The organism is Massilibacterium senegalense (assembly GCF_001375675.1).
Lineage (GTDB): Bacteria > Bacillota > Bacilli > Bacillales > Massilibacteriaceae > Massilibacterium > Massilibacterium senegalense.
Genome location: NZ_LN831785.1, coordinates 18,494 through 38,834, shown reverse-complemented (window position 1 = coordinate 38,834; position 20,341 = coordinate 18,494). Strand labels below are relative to the sequence as shown.

Below are 20,341 nucleotides of genomic sequence, written 5' to 3'. Positions count from 1 at the left end.
TATCGCGCTTATATTTTGTATGTAAGCACTTTTTTTAGAAAGGAGGATTGTTTTTTTATCTGATTATTAGTAAAAATAACAAAGAAGGTGACGGTATGAAACGTACTATTAGTTGGTTCATAGCTTGTTTACTATTGTTAACACAATTAGTCCCTGGACAAGTATATGCTTCTAATGGCGAGGAAAGGGCACTTACAGCTTCAAAGCAGGTCACATCGAATCAGCAATTATGTGCCGAAGAGTTTATAACTGAAATTTCGATTGATAAAAGTAGAATGGATAATCCAGAACGTTCAAAGTACGATATTGAATTTATTATCGATGTTTCAGGGTCTATTGAAAAGCAATGGGGAGAAGTAAGAAAAAATATTGAGACGTTAATCGATTCATTTGATAATAATAAAGACCAAGTTGGAATTACAGTATTCCAATCTGGTAGTGGAAAAAATGTAACAAGAACGATTTATTCCTTGGGAAATAATTTTGAACAAGCAAAGAAAGAATTACAAAAGGCGACTCCATCTGGAGGAACACCAACTGGATTAGGCATTAAAACAGGAACAGAAGATTTAATCAACAAAAAGCGTGATGATGCAGAAAAAGTGGTTATTCTTTTCACAGATGGTGTACCGAATCGTGATTTAAAAAATCAATCTATCAGTGTAAATAAGGCTATTCAATTAGCGAATGAAGAAATTATTCGAACAAAGTCCGCTTCTGATTACATTTTTAGTATTTATTATGATAATGAAGCAAATAAAGATAATCGAGATAGAGCGATTTCTTTTGTGGAAGGTTTAGCAAAGAAAGAGGAGCATTTTTATTATTTAAATAATACAGATCAAATTGCGAAAATTTTTAAAGACATTGAAGAAGAATTAAAAGATCAATCGGTTGAAATCTTCGAAACAATTGCCCCTGAATTTATTATAGATCCAGATTCAATTGAAGGAGCAGATGAAGTCAACATAAAAGGCAATCAAGTATATTTTAAAATTAATCGAATTTTTGAGAAAGAGGACTTGAAGATTCGCTATGTATTAAAACGAGCTTCTAAAGAAACAGAGGAAGGATTGTATCCGACAACGACAAAATCATATATGGAATATCAACAACACAATGAAACGGAACAAGTAACGATTCCTGTGCAAGAGGTTGCACTTTCCGGAAATTGTATGAAAGGCTCCTTAACGATTCATCATAAAACAGAAGATGGGGAAGAAGTAAATCCTACAGTTGTACAAGAACCGTTAGATTTAGGAGAATATACCGAAAAAGCAGTACAAGATCATCCGGATTATCGAGTAATAGGAGATGCAAAAAAAACATTTACTTTAACGAAAGAATCTCCTCATCAATCGTATACATTTTTATATGCCAAAATAAAATATGGGGAAGTGCGTACCCATTATATAGATGAGGAAACAGGTGAAAAAATTGAGCCATCTCACGTACAAACTGGAGAAGTGGGGACAGTGTATGAAGCTCCTGCGAAAGAGATTCCAGATTACCAATTAGTACGAGCAGACGGTGAATCAAAAGGAATGGTTATCGAAGAAGGAACAGATGTGACGTACTATTATCAAAAGATAATCAAAGGTTCGACGACTATTCATTATGTAGATGAAGCAGGAAAAGAATTAGTGAAACCAGTTGTTTCGAATGATTTATCTTTAGGTTCGTACCATTATAAAGCGATTGCGATTCCAGGTTACACTATTATTAGTGAACCAGATGTTTCTTTGACATTAACAAAAGAGAACTCAAATCAAGCACATCATTTTACGTATAAAAAATTAATCACAGACGGTACGGTAACGGCTCATTACTTGAACGCAGCAACAAATGAACCTTTACTACCATCTACTACGTTAACAGGAGAAGTAGGAACGACATACGAAACGGAAAGAAAAGAGATTTCGGGATTTGAGTTTTTCCGTGTTGATGGTAATGTCAAAGGTGTGTATGGGAAAACACATCAAGATGTTTACTATTATTATACGGTAAAAGAAGAGGAACAAGGCACTGGAAATATAACAGTGTACTATAAAGATGAAGCAGGAAATAACATTTTTGAACCAATGGTATACGAAGAACTACCATATGGAGATTATGAACAGGAAGCAGTGTCATTATATGAGTATGAACTACTTAGCGACCGAAAAGTAGCGGTGACATTATCCGAAGAAACACCATCTCAAGTGATTACCTTTATCTATCGAAAATTACAAGGTGAAGTTGCTGTTCATTACGTAGATGTAAATACAGGAGAAACAATTGCAAAATCCGAAAAAATGACAGGTTATGTATCGGACGCTTATCAAACAGTTGCAAAAGAAATCGATGGCTATCGTTACATTTATGCGACTGGTGACGTAGCTGGATGGATTCAAGTAGAGCCAGCAGTCATTACGTATTATTATGAGAAAAAAGAGCCAGTTGTGAATATCTTAGGATCTATTAGTGTTCACTTTTTAGATGAATTTAATCAACCAATTCATAAAACAATCGTACGAGACCAATTAGCGTTACAAACATATACGGAACATGCGCTTGAAATCCCAGGGTATCAATTATTGAGCGAACCACAAGTAACAGTAGAATTAACAAAAGAGTATCCAAATCAAGGGGTTATATTTAAATACAAAAAAATTGGTGAAGAAAAAGGGAAGTTAACGATTCATTATAAGGATGAAGCAACAAATGAATCGATTCTGTCACCAGAAACGCAATTAGACGTGATTGGTAAAGACTATACTGTTTCAGCAAAAACGATTCCAGGATATGAATTTAGCAGATTTGAAGGAAATCAAAACGGAAATTTTACAAAAGAAGAACAACAAATAATTATTTTTTATAAAAAGAAAAATCAAACAGATAAAAACAACATTCCTACGAACCAAAACAATCAACCACCAATGAATAATCATCCACAAACTCCACAATTAAATGATCAAAAAAAGATAAAAAGTACATTTACATCTTCTGTTCAACCTTATTCCAATCGAACATATAGTACAAATGCAGGAACTAGTACAAATGCAGGAACGGATTCAAAAGGAAAAACATTACCGAATACATCTACTTCTATTCCAAATATTTTAATCATCGGAATGATGATTTTACTTGTGGGTAGTTATGTTGTATTCCGCACACAAAAACAAAAAAGGTAAGTTCAAAAAGGATTAAGGGAACCTTAATCCTTTTTGATTTATTTCGTTAATAAGAGGAAAAAGAATAGAGAAGTAGAATAAATACATAACAAAAAACAAACAAAGAATATAAACAATATGAGGGTGATGTTTTGATATGATAATAAATAGACGGCGAAAACAATTTTTACTAGTGTCTTTATTTTGATTGAATGTGTGAATCTGAATGTACAGCAATGAGGCAAAAATATGCAAGGAGATGGTTTTGATGGCAATTAAGTGGTTTGCACGGGATAATCAAAAGGTCTTGCATGAATTTATAAAAGTAGGAAGTGCCTATCCGTGGCCTGATGTTGTCTTTTCAATGTATAAAAATTATTTTAAATACATGAAAAATGAAGTAGGAAAAAAAGAATTAGAAATATGGATGAAACGCTGGAAGTCAAGTTCTGAACATGTGGAATTAATTTTACAACATTTCACGCTTAGTGATTTACTCGCTTTTGAATCAAAATATGAAGAGTGGTACAGGAGCCATAATCGCCATTTTACTCAAACTCAATTAGATTCGGAATTTCCAGCTATTAAGTACTTTCCTGACAATGGAACAACTGTGCAAAAAGTAATGTTCTTTATGTACGAAGATTTATCAACTATTTTAAAACGAATATAGTAGAAGAGGACAACAAAAGCAAAACAACATCATTGAGGTGTGTTTTGCTTTTTGATTTTAGCATAATATACAAGATCGGTGAATATAGTATAAAGAAGTCTTTCATTCGTGGAGGTCTTGCTTTATATATATATAGGAATATATAACATGTATACATTACAGTCATCTATTTTACTTTAAAGAATAGGTGTGGATATTGGTGATAATAGAAAGGCAAAAAAAATTAATGGATTATTTGTCTAGAAAAAAAGGATGGGTGACGACAAAAAAGATAAGTGAGGCATTAGGATGTTCTAATAAAACTGTTCAACAAGACCTTCAGCTTATTCAAAAAATTTTACCCGACACATGGAACCTAGAGCGTTTAAAAGGAAAAGGAGTCCGACTTCTTATCCCAGATAATGAATCTATTTCATCGTTAAAAGTGGTGTCAGATCAAGATGAACTGTTAGTAAAGGTAATAGAAAAATTGATGAATCATTCTTTTTATACTATTTCGTCTTTATCGGAAGCATTATTTCTTTATCCACATTCGTTATATGAGTTATTGCGAAAAATAGAAAAAGATTTATCCGTTTATCAGTTAAAACTAACACGCCGTCCGTTAGCAATTGTGGGAGAAGAAATAAACCTTCGCCTTTATTTACATAACATATACAATCAAGTATATGGGGAATTATGGGGGGAAGAAGTATATCAAGAGGAGTATTTTCAACGTTTTTTTCAAATATTTATTGATACGATGGAAATAAAATTTTACCCGGAATCTTTGATAAGGTTGGGACAGGTTTTTCAAATTGCCATAAAAAGAATGAAGGAAGGGCATTTTGTTTTATTAAAACAAGAAGATATTCACTATGCCCAGCGAACGCCTTTTTATGAAGCGGTGAAAAACATAGAGCAGGATGTTCAAAAAAAATATGATGTGGTAATCACGACTTCAGAAAAGGTGTATTTTTCGTTTGCAATTATGGGTTCATCATTTATTTGGACGAAACCTTTAGATAATGATCTTCAACAATTAAAAACAGAACAGGTAAAGGGTACATATAAAAAAGTGTGGCTTTTTTTACAGTTGTTAGAGGAATCTTTTGACCTTCCATTTCATACAGATGATGAATTTTTGATTGCTCTTCTACAATTTTTTTACAAAACAACGAAGTTCTGTACACGACCGATTTCTGTGCTACCATCCAATGAGCAAACAATTTGTTTTATAGAAGAACAATATCCTCAAACAGTGGAAAAAGTTCAATGGTGTTGTGAGAAGTGGAAAGAATGGAATACTATTTCTTCTGTCAGAAAAGAAGAAATTATGATGTTAGCGATGCATATTGAAGCTACGAGAAAAAGAAAGAAGCAACAGAAGAAAAAAGCGCTTTTTATTACCGTCAGAAATGATGGATGGGGCCGTTATGTAGAATCTATTTTAGTAGAACATTTTGGTCATAAATTAATGATAATGCGCCGCTCATTTTTCGATATAAAAAAAGAACAAATAGCAGACCAAGCAGATTTTATTATTTCTGATTTTCCGATAGAATGTCAGCAGCTCCCAGTTATCCTTATTTCGACATTACCAAATGAACGGGATATTACTAAAATTCAACCATATATAGAATAGAAAAACTCTCTCCAATAATAGGACATTAAAGGAGAGAGTTTTTCATGAGTTGCTTCATTGATTCACCTGGTATTGGACGATGGAAGTGGTATCCTTGCATAATATGACATCCTTCGTTTAAAAGGAAATTTTTTTGTTCTTCTGTTTCAACACCTTCTGCTATTACTGATAAGTTGAGTGCTTGAGATAATTGAATAATGGCGCGAATAATATTTTTATTTTTCGGATTAGATGGTAGTTCATTTACGAAAGATTGATCAATTTTTAAAATATCGACAGGTAACGTACGTAAATAATTTAGCGAAGAATAGCCTGTGCCAAAGTCATCAATAGCTATCAAAATTCCCATTTCTTTTAATTCATATAATCTTTTTGTTGCTTCTTGTTCGTTTTCCATCAACATATGTTCTGTAATCTCTACTTGTAAAGATTTGGGTGGCATATTATATTTTTTTAAAATGTTCTCAATATCTTTCGTAATGGTTCGCTTTTGAAAATGTTTTGCTGATAAATTAATACTAATTTGCATAGTTTCGATTCCTTCTTGTTGGAATGCTGCGTATTGAGATGCAACTTCTTCGATAATCCACTCACTTAAAGGGATAATTAATCCGGTTTCTTCTGCAATTGGTATAAATGATACTGGTGAAATAAAAGAACCATCTTTTTGTGGCCAACGAATCAGCGCTTCACACGAAGTAATTGTATTCGTTTGCACATCTACTTTCGGTTGATAGTACATCATAAATTGTTTTGATTTTAACGCTTTATATATGTTTTTTTCCAACTGGACTCGTTCTTTCAACTGCGCGCTAAAATGAACATTATATTGAGCAATGGATGAATGAGTTTGCATTTTAGCAATATGTACAGCAATATCCGCATTTCTTAATAATTCAATTTCACTTTTTCCGTCCTTTGGGAATGTACTAATTCCTATATTGGCAGACACTAAGTTGTCTTGATGATCCATCAAAAACGGTTCTTCAAAGACAGAAAGTATTTGATTTGCTGTCTCTAATATAGTGTTTATTTCATTTGTTCGTTTCGTTAATACGATAAAAACAGCATCATTAAAACGGTAAATCTTCGTTCCACTTTTTGCATACTTTTCTAAACGATTCCCGATAGATTTCAACAAAAAGTTACTCGTAATATACCCGTAAGTTTCATTGAAATAACGAAATCGATTAATATTAATAATAAAAACACCAAATTGTTGATTTCTTTCGATACTTTTTATGATTCGTTTTTCAATATCTTTTGAAAATGAACGTTGATTTGGCAACCCTGTTATATCATCTTTATATACTAAATGATGGATTTGTTTTTCGGCAGCTTTACGTTCGGTAATATCTACTGCGGACCCAACTACTTCGATGACTTCTCCATTTTTAATATTGGGGGATAAAGAGCAATAAAAATATTGTTTATCATCTAATCGTACTTCAAATAGAGAAGCTTCTTGTTGAAATGCTTTTGTAAGTTCTTTTCGTATTTTCTTACATGCACGTTCTGGGAAAACCTTCTCAAGTGTTTGATTTTTTGCAAGATTAGTGGATAAGGCATATTTTTGTGCTAAATTTCCTTCGAATAAAGTAAAAATAAATTCGCCCTGTTCGTCCTTTTTTATTATAAAAATTAGATGTTGCAGTTGACGAAATGTTTGCAAAAAGTCATTTTCTAATGAAAGTTTTAATTGATATTCTGCTTCTTTTTGTTTTGTAATGTCATTGCGAATAGCAATAAATTGATATGGTTTTTGATGATGATCTAAAAACGGAATAATCGTTGTGTTTACCCAGTAAAGGGATCCATCTTTTGCTTTGTTGCAAATTTCACCTTGCCATGTTTGTCCTTGTAAAATAGTGCTCCACATTTCTTTAAAAAATTGTGAAGAGTGAACACCAGAATTTAAAATGCGGTGTGTCTGTCCTATTAGTTCGCTTTTATTGTATTTAGATATTTTTTCAAATTTTTTATTAACATACGTAATGACACCTTGGCTATTTGTAATTACTACAATAGTTGATTCATCTAGTGCTTGTTTAATTTCTAGTGATTTTTGCATAATCTCTTGTCTGTCTTTGTTAAGTTGATATTTTTCCAAACTATCAATCATGTATGTATCCTCCCATATTGTTAACCAGCGGTGTGAAATTTTAGGTTATAAGGCCAAAAGGTAGATGTTTCTTTGAAGTAATAGGGACTAAAAGATCGTTTATTTGTCCAGATACATATAGTTTAAATAACCTATGACTATTTATCTACAAAAAAACCAATTCTTCATTGTTTTTTTACAAAACTTTAACATTCATTTTTTTGGAAAATAGTAGTATTATATAAAATGCATATTTTCTTCGTGAAATTTAGGTATATTATGGTGGATTATTCTCCGATTTACTAAAAACAGGTGAAAAAATAAAATTTTTCCACCTGTCTACTCATTTATCCCTCATTAATGGGAAGTAAGACAACACATTTAAAATATTAAGAGAGCACCGAAATTTTTAAGTATGGGGTCAAACTTCCCTAATTTAGTTATGGGTACAAGGGCTTATGTTTGACTCCTCTAGACGAGCGCTCTCCTCTTTTTTGATAAATGTGGGATAAGTGCAAAAATTCCCACTGATGAAAGATTTCTTTATTGTATTTCCCAAGATTCAATATTCCACATGATTCCGTATCCATGGTGACCTAATGTACTATCACTAATTCCTTTCACTGATTTGTTTGCTCCATATAAAGCATCAACGTACATTAAAAAGTTAAATGGGGGATTTACTGTTAGTTGTTCTTGAAACTGTTGATAAAGTTGTTTCCGTTCTTCTTGGTTGCTTAACTGACGTGCTTTTCCTAATGTTTCATCCACAATTGGATCTTTGTAATGGCCAAAGTTTGATAGGCCATCTTTCATTTGAGAGCGATGAAAAATTCGATAGGTATGATCATCCGGATCAAATGGAGACCCCCAACCGATGACAAACGTATCTTCTTTGGAAATATCGAGTGATTTAAAGTCTTTGATTTGTGGTTTTGCTTCTATTCCGTATTCCTTGAAAGTTGTTGCCAACGATTGAGCGATTGCAACACGAATCGGATCTGTAGATGGTGCGACAATGTCGAAAGAGAATGTTTTTCCATCCTTCTCGAGAATCCCATTTTTGTTTTTTATCCATCCTGTTTCTTTTAAAAGTCGTATGGCTTCTTCTTTATTATATGTTTCTTTTTCAATAGAAGGTGCATGTGCCCAAGAACGTTGAAGTGGACCATACGCAATTTCACCGTTTCCTTGTAAAATTCCATCTACTAATTCACCTTTATTCACCATTTTATTTAACGCTTGTCGTACTTTTGCATCTTGAAAAAGGGGATGCTGAAGATTATACATGAAAGCGCGATAATCTGCTGTTGAAATGCGATGAATGGTAATGTCATCTGTTTTTTTGATAGATTTCATTTGATTAGCCTCTAAGTAAGCTAAATCAATTTCGCCTGTTTTTAATTGCATAAGACGAGCGTTTGGATCTGGTACATATTTAAAAATGATTTCCTCAATTTTGGGTTTAGTTCCATAGTAATATGGATTTTTTTCTAATATGATTGTTTTATCCTTTTTCCATTCTTTTATTTTATAAGGACCATTGCCAACCGGCTTTTGATTGAAGGTTGATTTATTCATTTCTTGGCTTTGTAATAAATGTTTTGGAACGATACCAACACGAAGTTTATCTAAAATTGCAGGGTATGGATATTTTAAAAAAATAGTAACAACGTGTTTATTTGTGGCCTCTACGTTTTCAATCGGTTCAAAATCACTAAAAAGCGGCGTATTTGTTTTTAAATCTAAGATTTTATCCAATGTAAATTTTACATCTTGTGCTGTTACTTCTTCTCCATCTGAAAATTTCGCTTGTTCGTGTAAGTAAAAAACATATGTTTTTCCATCTTCAGAAACTGTCCATTTTTTTGCTAAATCACCTACTGGAGAACGGTCTGTAGAAGGTTTTGTTAATCCACGAAATAGAAGACTATCAATTTCTTGTTCTTCATCTAAAATAGGATTAATCTTTTCAATTTCAAATTCTATTCCATAGGTGAGTGTATTATTTTTTTCTGTAGTTTCTTTATTAGCACAACCCGTAAACATGCTAATTGAAACAAAAATAAATACTATAAAAATGAGTGATTTTTGCATAATATATCCTCCTTCATTTATGGTAAAACTGGGATGGCTGAGATAAGTCGTTTCGAATAAGGATGTGTCGTATTGCAAATTTCGTGTCCTTTTATTTCTTCGACGAACGTTCCTTTTTCCATAAAGAAAATGCGATGGCAAAGATGACTAGCCACCCGAATATCGTGAGAAATAAATAAAAATGCAGTGTGGTATCTGTCATGAATCGAACGTATCAATGCAATCATTTCCCGTTGAAACGATAAGTCTAGACTAGCAAAAGGTTCATCTAATACGATTAATTTTGGTTTTAAAATAATCGCACGGGCAATGGCAATTCGTTGCAACATGCCACCTGATAATTGATTGGGATATGCATCGTACCATTGTTCTTGTAATCCAACATGTCGTAATGTTTGTTTAATTAATTGCTCTCTTTCTTTGACAGAAAGACGTTCATTATAATCTAGGCCTTCCCCGACAATATCAGCAATGCGAAAGCGGGGATTAAACGATGCACTAGGGTCTTGTGGGACCCATTGCAAATCTTTTCGTAAAATCGGATGATTATGCCAAATTATTGTTCCTTCATCAGGTTGTTCTAATTGTAAAAGCAATCGAGATAAACTACTTTTACCCGAACCACTCTCTCCTAAAATGCCAACAATTTCCCCTTTGTTTATGGTAAAGGATAGATGGCGAACAGCTGAGACCTTGTATCGGGACCATTTGAACAACGTAGCTGTTTGATACGATTTTGATATGTTTTTTACACTAACAAGTGGTAAGGAAGGTTCATTTTCCTGTTTGGAAACAGTTTTAATATCTAAGTTTTTATATTCCTGTATAAGTAGCTGTGTATAAGGATGAACTGGGTGTTCTAAAATGTTTGCTACTGTATTTTGTTCAATGATTTTTCCGCTTTTCATCACGATGACATAATCCGCTAATTCACTTACAACCCCTAAATCATGTGTAATAAACAACACGCTTTTTTTGTTTGTTGTTTGCCATTCTTTTATTAAGTGAAGAATAACTGCCTGCACATGCACATCAAGTGCAGTGGTAGGTTCATCGGCAATTAATAAATCTGGGTTTAATGCAATGGATAACGCTAATAGTACTCGTTGTCGCATGCCACCTGATAATTCAAAAGGATAGCTATGAAACGTTCTTTCGGGGTCTGGAATTTGCATATTTTTAAACAACAAAAGAACCTGTTCTTCTATTTCCTTTTTATGCAATTTTGTATGTGCTTTATAAAATTCATAAAAATGGTGAGAAATTCGGTAAAGTGGGTCCAATGTTTCATATGTTTCTTGAAACATGAGACTTATTTTCGTACCGCGCATTTCATGCCAACGTTTCTTTGTCCATTCGTTTGTCCGTTCATGTTGAAAGAAAATTTCACCCGATTCCATGACTGCCTCCGGTGGAAGTAGGGAAGCGATACTTTGAGCAGTGATACTTTTACCCGAACCACTTTCTCCGATAATGGCGGTAATTTTTCCTTTTGAAAGCTGAAAATCAATATGGTGAATTACTTTTTGTTTCTGAAAGGATACACATACTTCTTTTCCTTCTACAATGTGTTCGTTCATGTTAAAAATACCTCCTTTCGTTTACGATGAGGGAGCGTTAAACGGTCTTCTAAATAATCACCGATAAAGACGAAAGAGAGAACAGTACCGATAATGAATAAGCCTGGAAAAAAAGCAGTCCACCAAACACCAGATAAAATATGGTTTTGTGCACCAATTAACATATTTCCCCATGATGGTTCGTTAGAAGGGATTCCAATACCAAAGAAGCTTAACGTCGCCTCTGATAAAATTGCGTGTCCAATACCATTGGTAGACATGACAATAATAGTTGGAAAACATTGTGGTAATATGTGACGAAAAAAAGTTTGTATCGATGTCGCTCCGACAACATGTGCGCTATAGACATACATTTCATCTTTTAAAGCCATTACTTCTGCTCGAATTAACCTTGCTAATGGCATCCAACTTGTAATCCCGATAACAAAAATGACACTTCGTATACTTGGTGTCCATAAAGCTTGTAACATGACCATGAATAGTAAGGAAGGAATACTTAATAATCCGTCCAATATCCGCATCATTATGCGATCAGTCCAACCGCCAAAGTATCCACTGATTGCCCCGTAAACAACACCAACGATAATTGAAAGCATCATAGCTGATAAGGCAACAAGCAATGAAACTCGTCCACCATATAGTAGTCTTACTAAAATGTCTCGCCCGACTTCATCGGTACCAAACCAATGAGGGAAACTTGGGGAAGATAATGTTTCGGTTAAGTTCACCTCATTGTATGGCTGATGACTAATAAAAGGAGCGAAAAGTGAGAAGAAGAATAACAAAATAAGATACAAACAAGAATAGATAGCTAATTTTTTTGTCATCGAATATTCTCCTTTTGTTCTAACAGATTACGACGAAGGCGAGGATCAAGACAGGCAGACAACAAGTCGCTACAAAACGTGACAACAATTACAATGAACGTACATAACAGAGTGGTCGCGATAATGACAGGATAATCGCGTTCTATTGCAGCATTCATCGTTAAAAGACCAATCCCGGGCCATGAAAAGATAGTTTCCACCACTGCAGAGCCAGCTAGCATAAAAGAAAGAGCAACTCCCATATACGATAAAAAAGGAAGCGAGGCATTGCGCAAAACATGTTTAAAAATAATTGTTCGTTTCGGAATCCCTCTAGCAATCAATGCACGAATGAACGGTTTTTCATTTGCAATTGTCACATGATTTCGCAATAAACGAATCCAGTAGCCAATATGTGCTAGTGCCAAGACAAGTGCAGGTAAGAAGACGTGAGATAAAAAAGAAGTGAATGAACCATTCCCCATACCAGCACTAGGGAACCATTGTAGGTGAACACTAAAAATTAGTAACAGTATTAATGCAAGCCAAAAGCTAGGTAACGACATAAACAATAAGCTTACGATAGTAGTAATGTAATCAAAAGAGCTATATCGTTTTAATCCAGTATAAATGCCAATTGTTATCGATAATAAAATCGTCAAGAGGAAGGAAACGATTGTTAAAGAAATTGTTGGACGAATTGCTTCTAATATAATCGTTTTCACTTCTACTCCAGTTGTATAGGAATGACCAAAGTCGCCATGAAAAATACCTTGTAACCATTTTAAGTATTGGACAACTAATGGATCGTGAAGACCTAGGTTTTCTTCAATACGAAGTTGATCAGTTTTTGTCATTTTTAAAAATTGTTCTCCGTACAATGCTTGAGCTGGCGAACCAGGAAGTAAACGAACAAAGAAAAAAATAAACATACTGACAATCAATAATACAACTGCTGCTTCAAAAAAACGACGAATAGAAAAACGTAACATTTTCTCACACTTTCTATAGAAAAATCGTAGAGGTAAAAAACTACTTGTTGAATCAAATTTGTACCGTTTTAAATAAAACTGCTATCATTCTAACGCTACCCGAAAAAGAAGTAAATAAACCGACAAAATGTTCAAATTTTATTCAAATATGAAGGAGAAACGGGATGAAAATGATGGAGGAAAAACCAGAAAAAACAATGGAATGATTTTTTTGTTTATTATTAGTTGAATGATACAATTTTTTCTACTTTTTTATATCATTTGTCTTTTTTAAAAATAATATAGCGAAAATATGTCTAAGCATAAAGAATAACATCTTTATTCATAAAAAAAGTATCTCTTTTCAAAAGAGATACTTCTAGAGTAGTCAAAACAATGTTAAGAATTCATAGAAAGAAGTTTTGTTTTTAGATCTTCTTCCATTTGCGCAAGTTCTTTTTCTGCTTGCATTCGTTTATTTCGTCCGTCTTGTTGGATTTTAATTGTTTCTTCTAACGTTTCAATTAAGTTTTCTTGTGTTTTCTTTAATGTTTCGATTTCTACAATTCCGCGTTCATTTTCACGAGCTGTTTCAATCGTATTTGTTTTTAATAACTCGGAATTTTTTAATAATAAATCATTTGTTGTTTTGGTTACTTGTTTTTGTGCATCTAATGCTTTTTGTTGTCTAAATAGTGTTAAGGCAATGACCATTTGGTTTTTCCATAATGGGATGGCAGTTAAAATAGAAGATTGAATTTTTTCGATTAGGACTTGGTTCATATTTTGAATCAATCGTATTTGTGGCGCTGTTTGCATTGTAATTTGACGACTTAATTTTAAATCGTGAATTCGTTTTTCTAATCGGTCTGTAAATTGAGCTAGATCATTCACTTCTTGGATTTGCATTTGATTTCCAGAAGCTTTTGCTTGTTGTTCTAAAGTAGGAATTGTTTTTGTTCGTAATTCTTGGATTTTTAATTCCCCAGCTGCAATATAAATATTTAAGACATCAAAATATTCCCGGTTTTTATTAAATAATGTATCTAACATGATAACGTCGCGCAATAAACCTTGACGCATTTGTTCTAGTTTATCGGCTATTTGATCAATTTCTGTTCCTACTTTTTGATATTTAGACGTGATTTGTGAAAGTTGTTTTTGTACAGAACCAAAAATACGAGAAAAAATATTCGGTTTTTGTTGATTGAAATCATCGACATCCACTTCGCGAATTTTAACCATTAAGTCTTTTAAAATATCCCCAACTGGACCAGTATCTTTTGTTTGCACATGTTGTAAAATTGTATGAGAAAAGCGAGAAAGTTCTGATTGTGCTGCAATCCCGTATTGTACAATCGCTTGTTGTGCTTTTGGATCAATTTGGTTTGCGATAGTTTGCGCTTTTTGCTGTTGTTCCGTCGTTAATGTATCCATTAATGCTTTTGGTTGTTGTTCTACCGTTTGTACTTCATTCGGTACTTCTATTGTAGGGATTTGAAAAGGATTGTTTAGTAATTCATCGGTAGACACAGACGGCATGTCTGGTAAAGAGATGTCTTTTTGTTGTTGTGGTTTATTGAATTCACTCATAGCAAGAGCTCCTTTCGTATTTACCGTTTTAATTGTTCACGTGCTTTTACTTCTTGAATCGTTTGTTTAATAACATTCGATTCTGCCTCTAAATACAGAACATCATCATTTAATAAGTCTAAAAGTTCTTGTTCCATAGATGTTGTTAAGTCATTTAATGTCTCTTCGCATGTTTGTAATGCTTCGTTAATTTCCATTGTTTTTACTGGTTGATTAGATAGTGTCACGTATTTGTCGATTAATTCCGCAGCACTGTTTAAATCGGTATTAAAGAAATGATTAGCACCGCGATAACGTCCTGGATTTTCTTCAATTAATTTGACAATTTTCGTTGAAATTTTTGTCATTTTAGAAATGGTTTGTTGCATTCTTAATGTTTTAATGCGAAATCTAGCCATTTGGATTTGTCTAATTTTTTTCTTTGCATTATCTAGTAATTGGGAGATGTAATTTTGTTCTTGTTTAATCATACCTTTAGGAAACCTTTTTTTTGTTAATAAAGAATAGAGTAGCCATGTTCCGCTAATATGGACAAATCCCCCAAGCAATAATGCGAGGAATAGCCCAGTGCCTCCAAATAAAGAAAGAGCAGTTGTAAATAAACCGAACCCTAAGGAAAGAAAAAAGCTAAATAATCCCCATAATATTTTTCGCATGTATCATCGACGCTCCTGTGTTAGTTTTTCTAATACGTTCTTTATGTGAGTAACATGTATCATTCGATTATCTTTCGAATAAAATACTACCTTACATACTTATACGAAAGAAAACTGAAAAAAGTCTCAAAATTTGTTGAATGAAAAAGTAGGTATATCCTTATATTCCCTAAATCACGTGTTTTCATAATTTTGTTTCGCTTTTTGAAGTCTTTTTTGGGCAATTAACATGACATCTTCAAAATTTTGAGCATCTTTTATCAGGGATGCAATTCCAAAAGAAGTGGCGACATATTTTCCGCAAGGAGTAATTGTTTCGTTCATCTTTTTATGAATTTGTTCAGATAACATTTTTGCGTTGTGCTCTTCTTCAGTTTTTAACAAAATGGCAAATTGTTCATCGTGACACCGGAATACTATTCCGTCCTTTTTTACTTCCTGTTGAAGTAGGATAGCGATAAATTTTAATGTTTCAGTACAAACATGTGGACCAAAAGTTTGTTTGAGCTCACTAAAATTATTCATACTAATAATAACGATAGAGAATGGTTGAACCATTGTTTCGTAATATTTACCAATACTTTGACAAGCATTTTCATTCAAAAGACCGGTTGCTCCATCTAAAATGACATTTTTATTTTCAATATATAATTGTTCAGATATTGCCTGAGCGTTATCAAAAAGAGCATTTTTTAATTCTTTTGCTTCGTAATACCAAGCATCAATTTTCGGGAAGGAAAGATTTTTTGTTGGCAATCCTTGCAATTTATTCGCATAATCCGAAAGTTCAGAGAGTGGTCTTGTAATTTTATTTGTTAACCAAAAGACAACGACTAATAAAATAATAATAAAGAAAAACATTCGCACGAACATATCTTTCATAATGATAGAAATAGATTCTAATGCTTGGTTAGTAGGTCGTTGAGAAATAATGCCCCATTCCGCTTTCGGAACGTAAGCATATCCGACAAGCATATTCGTATTATCTGGATTTGTTACTCGAATTGTCCCGTTCTTTTTGGTTAGTAATTCCTCGATAATAATAGGATTTTTAACAGGACCACCAACCATATCTTTGTCTTCATTGTAAATTAAGTTACCATCTCGATCGACAACACAAACAGAAGAACCATCTTTATACGGGTGTTTTCCTAACATAGATTCGAACATATTATCTTTTTCTAAATAGACTGTTCCGCCGAGCATTCCGATATATTCATGATTTAAATTATAAATAGGAACAGAAATCATCACAATCATATTATGGGTAAGCGGGGAAATATACGGCTTAGATACATAGTCTTTCTTTTGTGCCAGTGCTTCCTCTGCATATTCTGAAGTTAATGTTCCGCCAATAATAGGAAGGCTACCAGGATAAACAGATGTAATCATTCCTTGTGCATTCGTTATAAATACACTGTTGAAAATATCCATTTGTTTTTGAAGCCTTGTTACTTCCTCTAGCATACATTTTTCTGTCATACAGTTTTGTAATTTATTAGTGCTATACCGCATTGTTAGCAATGTTTGATCAATTGTTAATTCGACCGTTTCAGCTAATTTAACGGAGTATACCCGATTCGTTTCTAACGTATTTTCAATTAGTGTTTCTTTAGAAACGCGATAACCAGCTAAAATAGCATTCAATAAAGTTAGAAGTAGGACAGTAAAAGTAAGAACTATAATAATAAAACGTAATGATAAATTTAACTTCTTCATAAAATCTCCTATAAAAAGAAACTTTTATTTTTATTCTAGCAAATTTTAGGTAAATATATAAGTAATCTTATTTTTCTTTTCAAGTATAACATTCGAATTTCGTTTATGGTGCATGCTATAATAAGAAAGCATGAAAGCATTCAGTACGGGTATTACGAAAAGGTAAGGGGAGGACATGATGACAAAACAGTATGAACTTGCTACATTTGCAGGTGGTTGTTTTTGGTGCATGGTAAAACCATTTGATCAATTTGATGGAATTGAAAAAGTAGTATCTGGATATACAGGTGGCCATGTGGAAAATCCAACATATGAACAAGTTTGTCAAGATAATACCGGGCATTATGAAGCCGTTCAAATTACATTTAATCCAGCAATTTTTCCATATGAAAAATTGTTAGAAATCTTTTGGCAACAAATTGACCCAACCGATGAAGGTGGGCAATTCCATGACCGGGGTACTTCTTATAAAACAGCGATTTTTTATCATTCAGAAGAACAGCGAGAAAAAGCGGAAGAATCCAAACGTACATTAGCAGAAAGTGGGCGTTTTCAAAAAGAAATCGTAACGTCTATTTTACCAGCAAAACCGTTTTATGAAGCAGAAGAATACCATCAAGGTTATTATAAAAAAAATCCAACTCGTTATATGATGTATCGAAAAGGTTCCGGAAGAGACGACTTTATGAAACAAAATTGGGGTCCAAAAAAGGACGTCGCATTGTTAAAGGAAAAATTAACACCTATTCAATATGAAGTAACACAAAATAATGGGACAGAACCCCCGTTTCGAAATGAATATTGGAATAATAAACGAGAAGGAATTTATGTCGATATTATTTCAGGGAAACCATTGTTTAGTTCTACCAATCAATTTGATGCCGGATGTGGTTGGCCAAGCTTCACAAAACCAATTGATAAAAAAGAAATCGAAGAAAATATCGATACTAGTCATCATATGATTCGTACAGAGGTTAGAAGTAAAACGGCAGATTCTCATTTAGGTCACGTATTTGATGATGGACCACATCCGACAGGATTGCGTTATTGTATTAACTCTGCATCTTTACGGTTTATTCCAAAAGAAGAGTTAGAAAAAGAAGGGTATGGCGAATATCAAGCATTATTTGAATTTTAAAATACTTTTTGAACAGAAGGTTTTCATTTCGTTTTTAAATGGAATGAAAACCTTTTTTATTTTTATGATAAAATAATTAGGAGTAAATGTACGATTTCAGTGTATTTATAATAGAAAGACAGAGGCTTATACTTTTTTTTTAATAGTTTTATTTAATAGTTTTATCCTCCGTTAATGGACAGTAAGGCCCTCACTGAGGGAAGATTTCTTTATACACGCTCTGTTAAGAATAGGAAATGAAATCGAAAGTTTACGATAAGGGGTAAAAAAACGAGGTAGAAAGTTTTTCTTAATGACAAAGGAGGAACAGTGGTGACGGTAATTGAACAGGTTGTTGGAGCAGTAAATAACTTTTTTTGGGGTAAGTTTTATTAATTTTAGTAGGACTTTATTTTTCCTTCCGGACAAAGTTTGTGCAAGTACGATTATTTGGAGATATGGTACGTCTTTTAGGGGAAGGAATAACGGATAAAGAAGCAAAGAAAAAAAGTGTTACTTCCTTCCAAGCTTTTGCGATGAGTACAGCATCTAGAATAGGAACAGGGAACTTAGCTGGGGTAGCGATTGCGATTTCCTTAGGTGGACCTGGGGCTGTTTTTTGGATGTGGATTATTGCTATGATTGGTGCTGGTTCTGCTTTTATTGAAAGTACATTAGCACAAATTTATAAAGTAAAAGATAAGGATGGGTTCCGCGGTGGACCTGCCTATTATATGGAGAAAGCATTAAATGCCCGCTGGATGGGAATCATTTTTGCTATTTTAATTTCCATCAGTTTCGGTCTTGTGTTTAATGCGGTACAAGCGAATACCTTAACATTAGCGTTTGAAGGGGCTTTTAACATTGAACGTAAATGGTTTGGTTTAGTGATTGCTATTTTAGTAGCTATTATCATTTTTGGTGGAGTAAAACGAATTGCCAGAGTAGCAGAAATTCTTGTTCCTGTTATGGCCATTGGATATCTATTAGTCGCTTTATTTATTGTAATAACAAATATTACAGCATTACCTGGAGTAATGGCATTAATCGTTAAATCTGCGTTTGGATTAGAACAAGCTTTCGGTGGCGGCTTAGGTGCTGTCATTATGAACGGGATTAAGCGCGGATTATTTTCCAATGAAGCGGGGATGGGCAGTGCTCCTAATGCAGCTGCAACAGCGGCAGTTAGTCATCCAGTGAAGCAAGGATTAATTCAAACATTAGCCGTTTTTACAGATACTATTCTTGTTTGTTCAGCAACAGCCTTTATTATTTTAATGTCTGGTGTTATTCCAGAAGGGAACGACGGTATTCAAATTACCCAACAAGCACTTGCTACTCAAGTAGGTGGCTGGGCACCAGCTTTCGTCGCAGTTGCTATTTTATTTTTTGCGTTTAGTTCGCTTATTAGTAATTATTATTATGGTGAAACAAATATTGAGTTTATTAATGTTCATCCTATTTTTTTACACATTTATCGTGTATTAGTTGTAGCGATGATTATGTTTGGTTCGGTTGCAAAAATTGGACTTGTTTGGGATTTAGGTGATTTCTTTATGGCATTTATGGGCTTATTTAATTTAATTGCCATTGTTTTATTAGGGAAGATTGCCATCGCAGCTTTAAATGATTATACGAAACAACGAAAAGAAGGAAAAGATCCTGTTTTCCACGTATCGAATATTCCAGGACTTAAAAATGTGGAATGTTGGGGAAGTTATGATGACGTAAAACAGAACGAAAAATAAAGAAAGGAAGCACTCCTATAAATGGCATTAGCAAATGGAGTGCTTCCATTTTTTATAATCTAATAAAGAAACGAGTTCAAGGGAGCAGTTCGTTATACTTGGATGATGAGATAAATATTTTTTTAAAAAAAATGTTACGTTTGGCTCACTATGAGCCGTCAGTTGATAATAAAAAGCGGTGACGATGACTCCTTCTTCTTGTTTGGATACTAAGAAAAATTGCTCCCGACTTCGATACCAATAGTGATCGTAAATAAGTAGCTCGGATAAAATAGTGAGCAAATGATCGAAGAAAGGAAGAAAATCACAATATAAGTGTTTATATGTTGCAAATGGAACTTGCTTTATCTTTTTTTCAAACACGGTTAGTAAAGTTAATTGTGTTTGTTTTCTTTTTGGATAACTAGCAAAGGCGATTAACATTTCATCAAGTAGGTCTTGCAATAGATGACAGGGTGTTTTTTTTATATGTAATGGTATAATATTTTCCTTCATACGCTTTTT

The 20,341-nt window shown here is 33.4% G+C and carries 13 protein-coding genes and 1 pseudogene; 5 read left to right on the top strand and 9 right to left on the bottom strand.

The window, feature by feature from the left end; translation table 11 throughout:
- Positions 1 to 95 precede the first annotated feature (95 nt).
- From BN1372_RS00965 to BN1372_RS00955, 3 genes are all read left to right on the top strand, one after another.
- Positions 96 to 3,173 (top strand): MucBP domain-containing protein, encoded by a 3,078-nt coding sequence (locus BN1372_RS00965; protein WP_147515307.1) that lies wholly within the window; start codon positions 96 to 98, stop codon positions 3,171 to 3,173.
- A gap of 247 nt (positions 3,174 to 3,420) precedes the next feature.
- On the top strand, positions 3,421 to 3,825 hold the full coding sequence (locus BN1372_RS00960) for a hypothetical protein (RefSeq protein ID WP_062197037.1): 405 nt from the start codon (positions 3,421 to 3,423) through the stop codon (positions 3,823 to 3,825).
- Between the two features lie 199 nt (positions 3,826 to 4,024).
- Positions 4,025 to 5,449 carry a BglG family transcription antiterminator gene (locus BN1372_RS00955; protein ID WP_062197036.1) on the top strand — a complete coding sequence of 475 codons (1,425 nt, stop codon included), beginning with the start codon at positions 4,025 to 4,027 and terminating at the stop codon, positions 5,447 to 5,449.
- A 25-nt stretch (positions 5,450 to 5,474) separates the two neighbouring features.
- On the opposite strand, the gene BN1372_RS00950 is transcribed toward BN1372_RS00955, so the two are convergent.
- From BN1372_RS00950 to BN1372_RS00915, 8 genes are all read right to left on the bottom strand, one after another.
- Complete coding sequence (locus BN1372_RS00950; RefSeq protein ID WP_062197035.1) at positions 5,475 to 7,571, bottom strand: sensor domain-containing protein; 2,097 nt, start codon at positions 7,569 to 7,571, stop codon at positions 5,475 to 5,477.
- 522 nt (positions 7,572 to 8,093) lie between these two features.
- Entirely contained in the window at positions 8,094 to 9,647 is a 1,554-nt protein-coding gene (locus tag BN1372_RS00945) for an ABC transporter substrate-binding protein (RefSeq protein WP_062197034.1), read from the bottom strand.
- A gap of 17 nt (positions 9,648 to 9,664) precedes the next feature.
- The gene (locus tag BN1372_RS00940; RefSeq protein WP_062197033.1) at positions 9,665 to 11,227 is read right to left on the bottom strand and encodes an ATP-binding cassette domain-containing protein; all 1,563 of its coding nucleotides are present in this window, start codon (positions 11,225 to 11,227) and stop codon (positions 9,665 to 9,667) included.
- Positions 11,224 to 12,054, bottom strand: coding sequence for an ABC transporter permease (locus BN1372_RS00935; RefSeq protein ID WP_062197032.1), 831 nt, complete (start codon positions 12,052 to 12,054; stop codon positions 11,224 to 11,226). The genes BN1372_RS00940 and BN1372_RS00935 overlap by 4 nt, the downstream gene beginning before the upstream one ends.
- Positions 12,051 to 13,025, bottom strand: a complete 975-nt coding sequence (locus BN1372_RS00930) for an ABC transporter permease (protein ID WP_062197031.1) — start codon at positions 13,023 to 13,025, stop codon at positions 12,051 to 12,053. The genes BN1372_RS00935 and BN1372_RS00930 overlap by 4 nt, the downstream gene beginning before the upstream one ends.
- A 378-nt stretch (positions 13,026 to 13,403) precedes the next feature.
- Complete coding sequence (locus BN1372_RS00925) at positions 13,404 to 14,546, bottom strand: toxic anion resistance protein (RefSeq protein WP_407656429.1); 1,143 nt, start codon at positions 14,544 to 14,546, stop codon at positions 13,404 to 13,406.
- Positions 14,547 to 14,617: 71 nt separating this feature from the next.
- The gene (locus BN1372_RS00920) at positions 14,618 to 15,253 is read right to left on the bottom strand and encodes a 5-bromo-4-chloroindolyl phosphate hydrolysis family protein (protein WP_062197029.1); all 636 of its coding nucleotides are present in this window, start codon (positions 15,251 to 15,253) and stop codon (positions 14,618 to 14,620) included.
- A 174-nt stretch (positions 15,254 to 15,427) separates the two neighbouring features.
- The gene (locus BN1372_RS00915; RefSeq protein WP_062197028.1) at positions 15,428 to 16,972 is read right to left on the bottom strand and encodes a sensor domain-containing diguanylate cyclase; all 1,545 of its coding nucleotides are present in this window, start codon (positions 16,970 to 16,972) and stop codon (positions 15,428 to 15,430) included.
- A 178-nt stretch (positions 16,973 to 17,150) separates the two neighbouring features.
- On the opposite strand from BN1372_RS00915, the gene msrA reads away from it, so the two are divergent.
- Positions 17,151 to 18,110 (top strand): peptide-methionine (S)-S-oxide reductase MsrA, encoded by a 960-nt coding sequence (gene msrA / locus BN1372_RS00910; RefSeq protein ID WP_062197027.1) that lies wholly within the window; start codon positions 17,151 to 17,153, stop codon positions 18,108 to 18,110.
- 309 nt (positions 18,111 to 18,419) lie between these two features.
- A pseudogene (locus BN1372_RS00905) lies at positions 18,420 to 19,837 on the top strand (alanine/glycine:cation symporter family protein).
- A 27-nt stretch (positions 19,838 to 19,864) separates the two neighbouring features.
- Here BN1372_RS00905 and BN1372_RS00900 read toward each other — a convergent pair.
- Positions 19,865 to 20,332: a hypothetical protein gene (locus tag BN1372_RS00900; RefSeq protein WP_062197026.1), complete on the bottom strand. Its 468-nt coding sequence runs from the start codon at positions 20,330 to 20,332 to the stop codon at positions 19,865 to 19,867.
- Positions 20,333 to 20,341 lie beyond the last annotated feature (9 nt).

Bases quoted from the DNA above. Each gene is read 5' to 3' on its own strand.
- BN1372_RS00965 (WP_147515307.1), top strand. From the start codon at position 96: ATGAAACGTACTATTAGTTGGTTCATAGCTTGTTTACTATTGTTAACA.
- BN1372_RS00960 (WP_062197037.1), top strand. From the start codon at position 3,421: ATGGCAATTAAGTGGTTTGCACGGGATAATCAAAAGGTCTTGCATGAA.
- BN1372_RS00950 (WP_062197035.1), bottom strand. From the start codon at position 7,571: ATGATTGATAGTTTGGAAAAATATCAACTTAACAAAGACAGACAAGAG.
- BN1372_RS00945 (WP_062197034.1), bottom strand. From the start codon at position 9,647: ATGCAAAAATCACTCATTTTTATAGTATTTATTTTTGTTTCAATTAGC.
- BN1372_RS00940 (WP_062197033.1), bottom strand. From the start codon at position 11,227: ATGAACGAACACATTGTAGAAGGAAAAGAAGTATGTGTATCCTTTCAG.
- BN1372_RS00935 (WP_062197032.1), bottom strand. From the start codon at position 12,054: ATGACAAAAAAATTAGCTATCTATTCTTGTTTGTATCTTATTTTGTTA.
- BN1372_RS00930 (WP_062197031.1), bottom strand. From the start codon at position 13,025: ATGTTACGTTTTTCTATTCGTCGTTTTTTTGAAGCAGCAGTTGTATTA.
- BN1372_RS00925 (WP_407656429.1), bottom strand. From the start codon at position 14,546: ATGCCGTCTGTGTCTACCGATGAATTACTAAACAATCCTTTTCAAATC.
- BN1372_RS00920 (WP_062197029.1), bottom strand. From the start codon at position 15,253: ATGCGAAAAATATTATGGGGATTATTTAGCTTTTTTCTTTCCTTAGGG.
- BN1372_RS00915 (WP_062197028.1), bottom strand. From the start codon at position 16,972: ATGAAGAAGTTAAATTTATCATTACGTTTTATTATTATAGTTCTTACT.
- msrA (WP_062197027.1), top strand. From the start codon at position 17,151: ATGACAAAACAGTATGAACTTGCTACATTTGCAGGTGGTTGTTTTTGG.
- BN1372_RS00900 (WP_062197026.1), bottom strand. From the start codon at position 20,332: ATGAAGGAAAATATTATACCATTACATATAAAAAAAACACCCTGTCAT.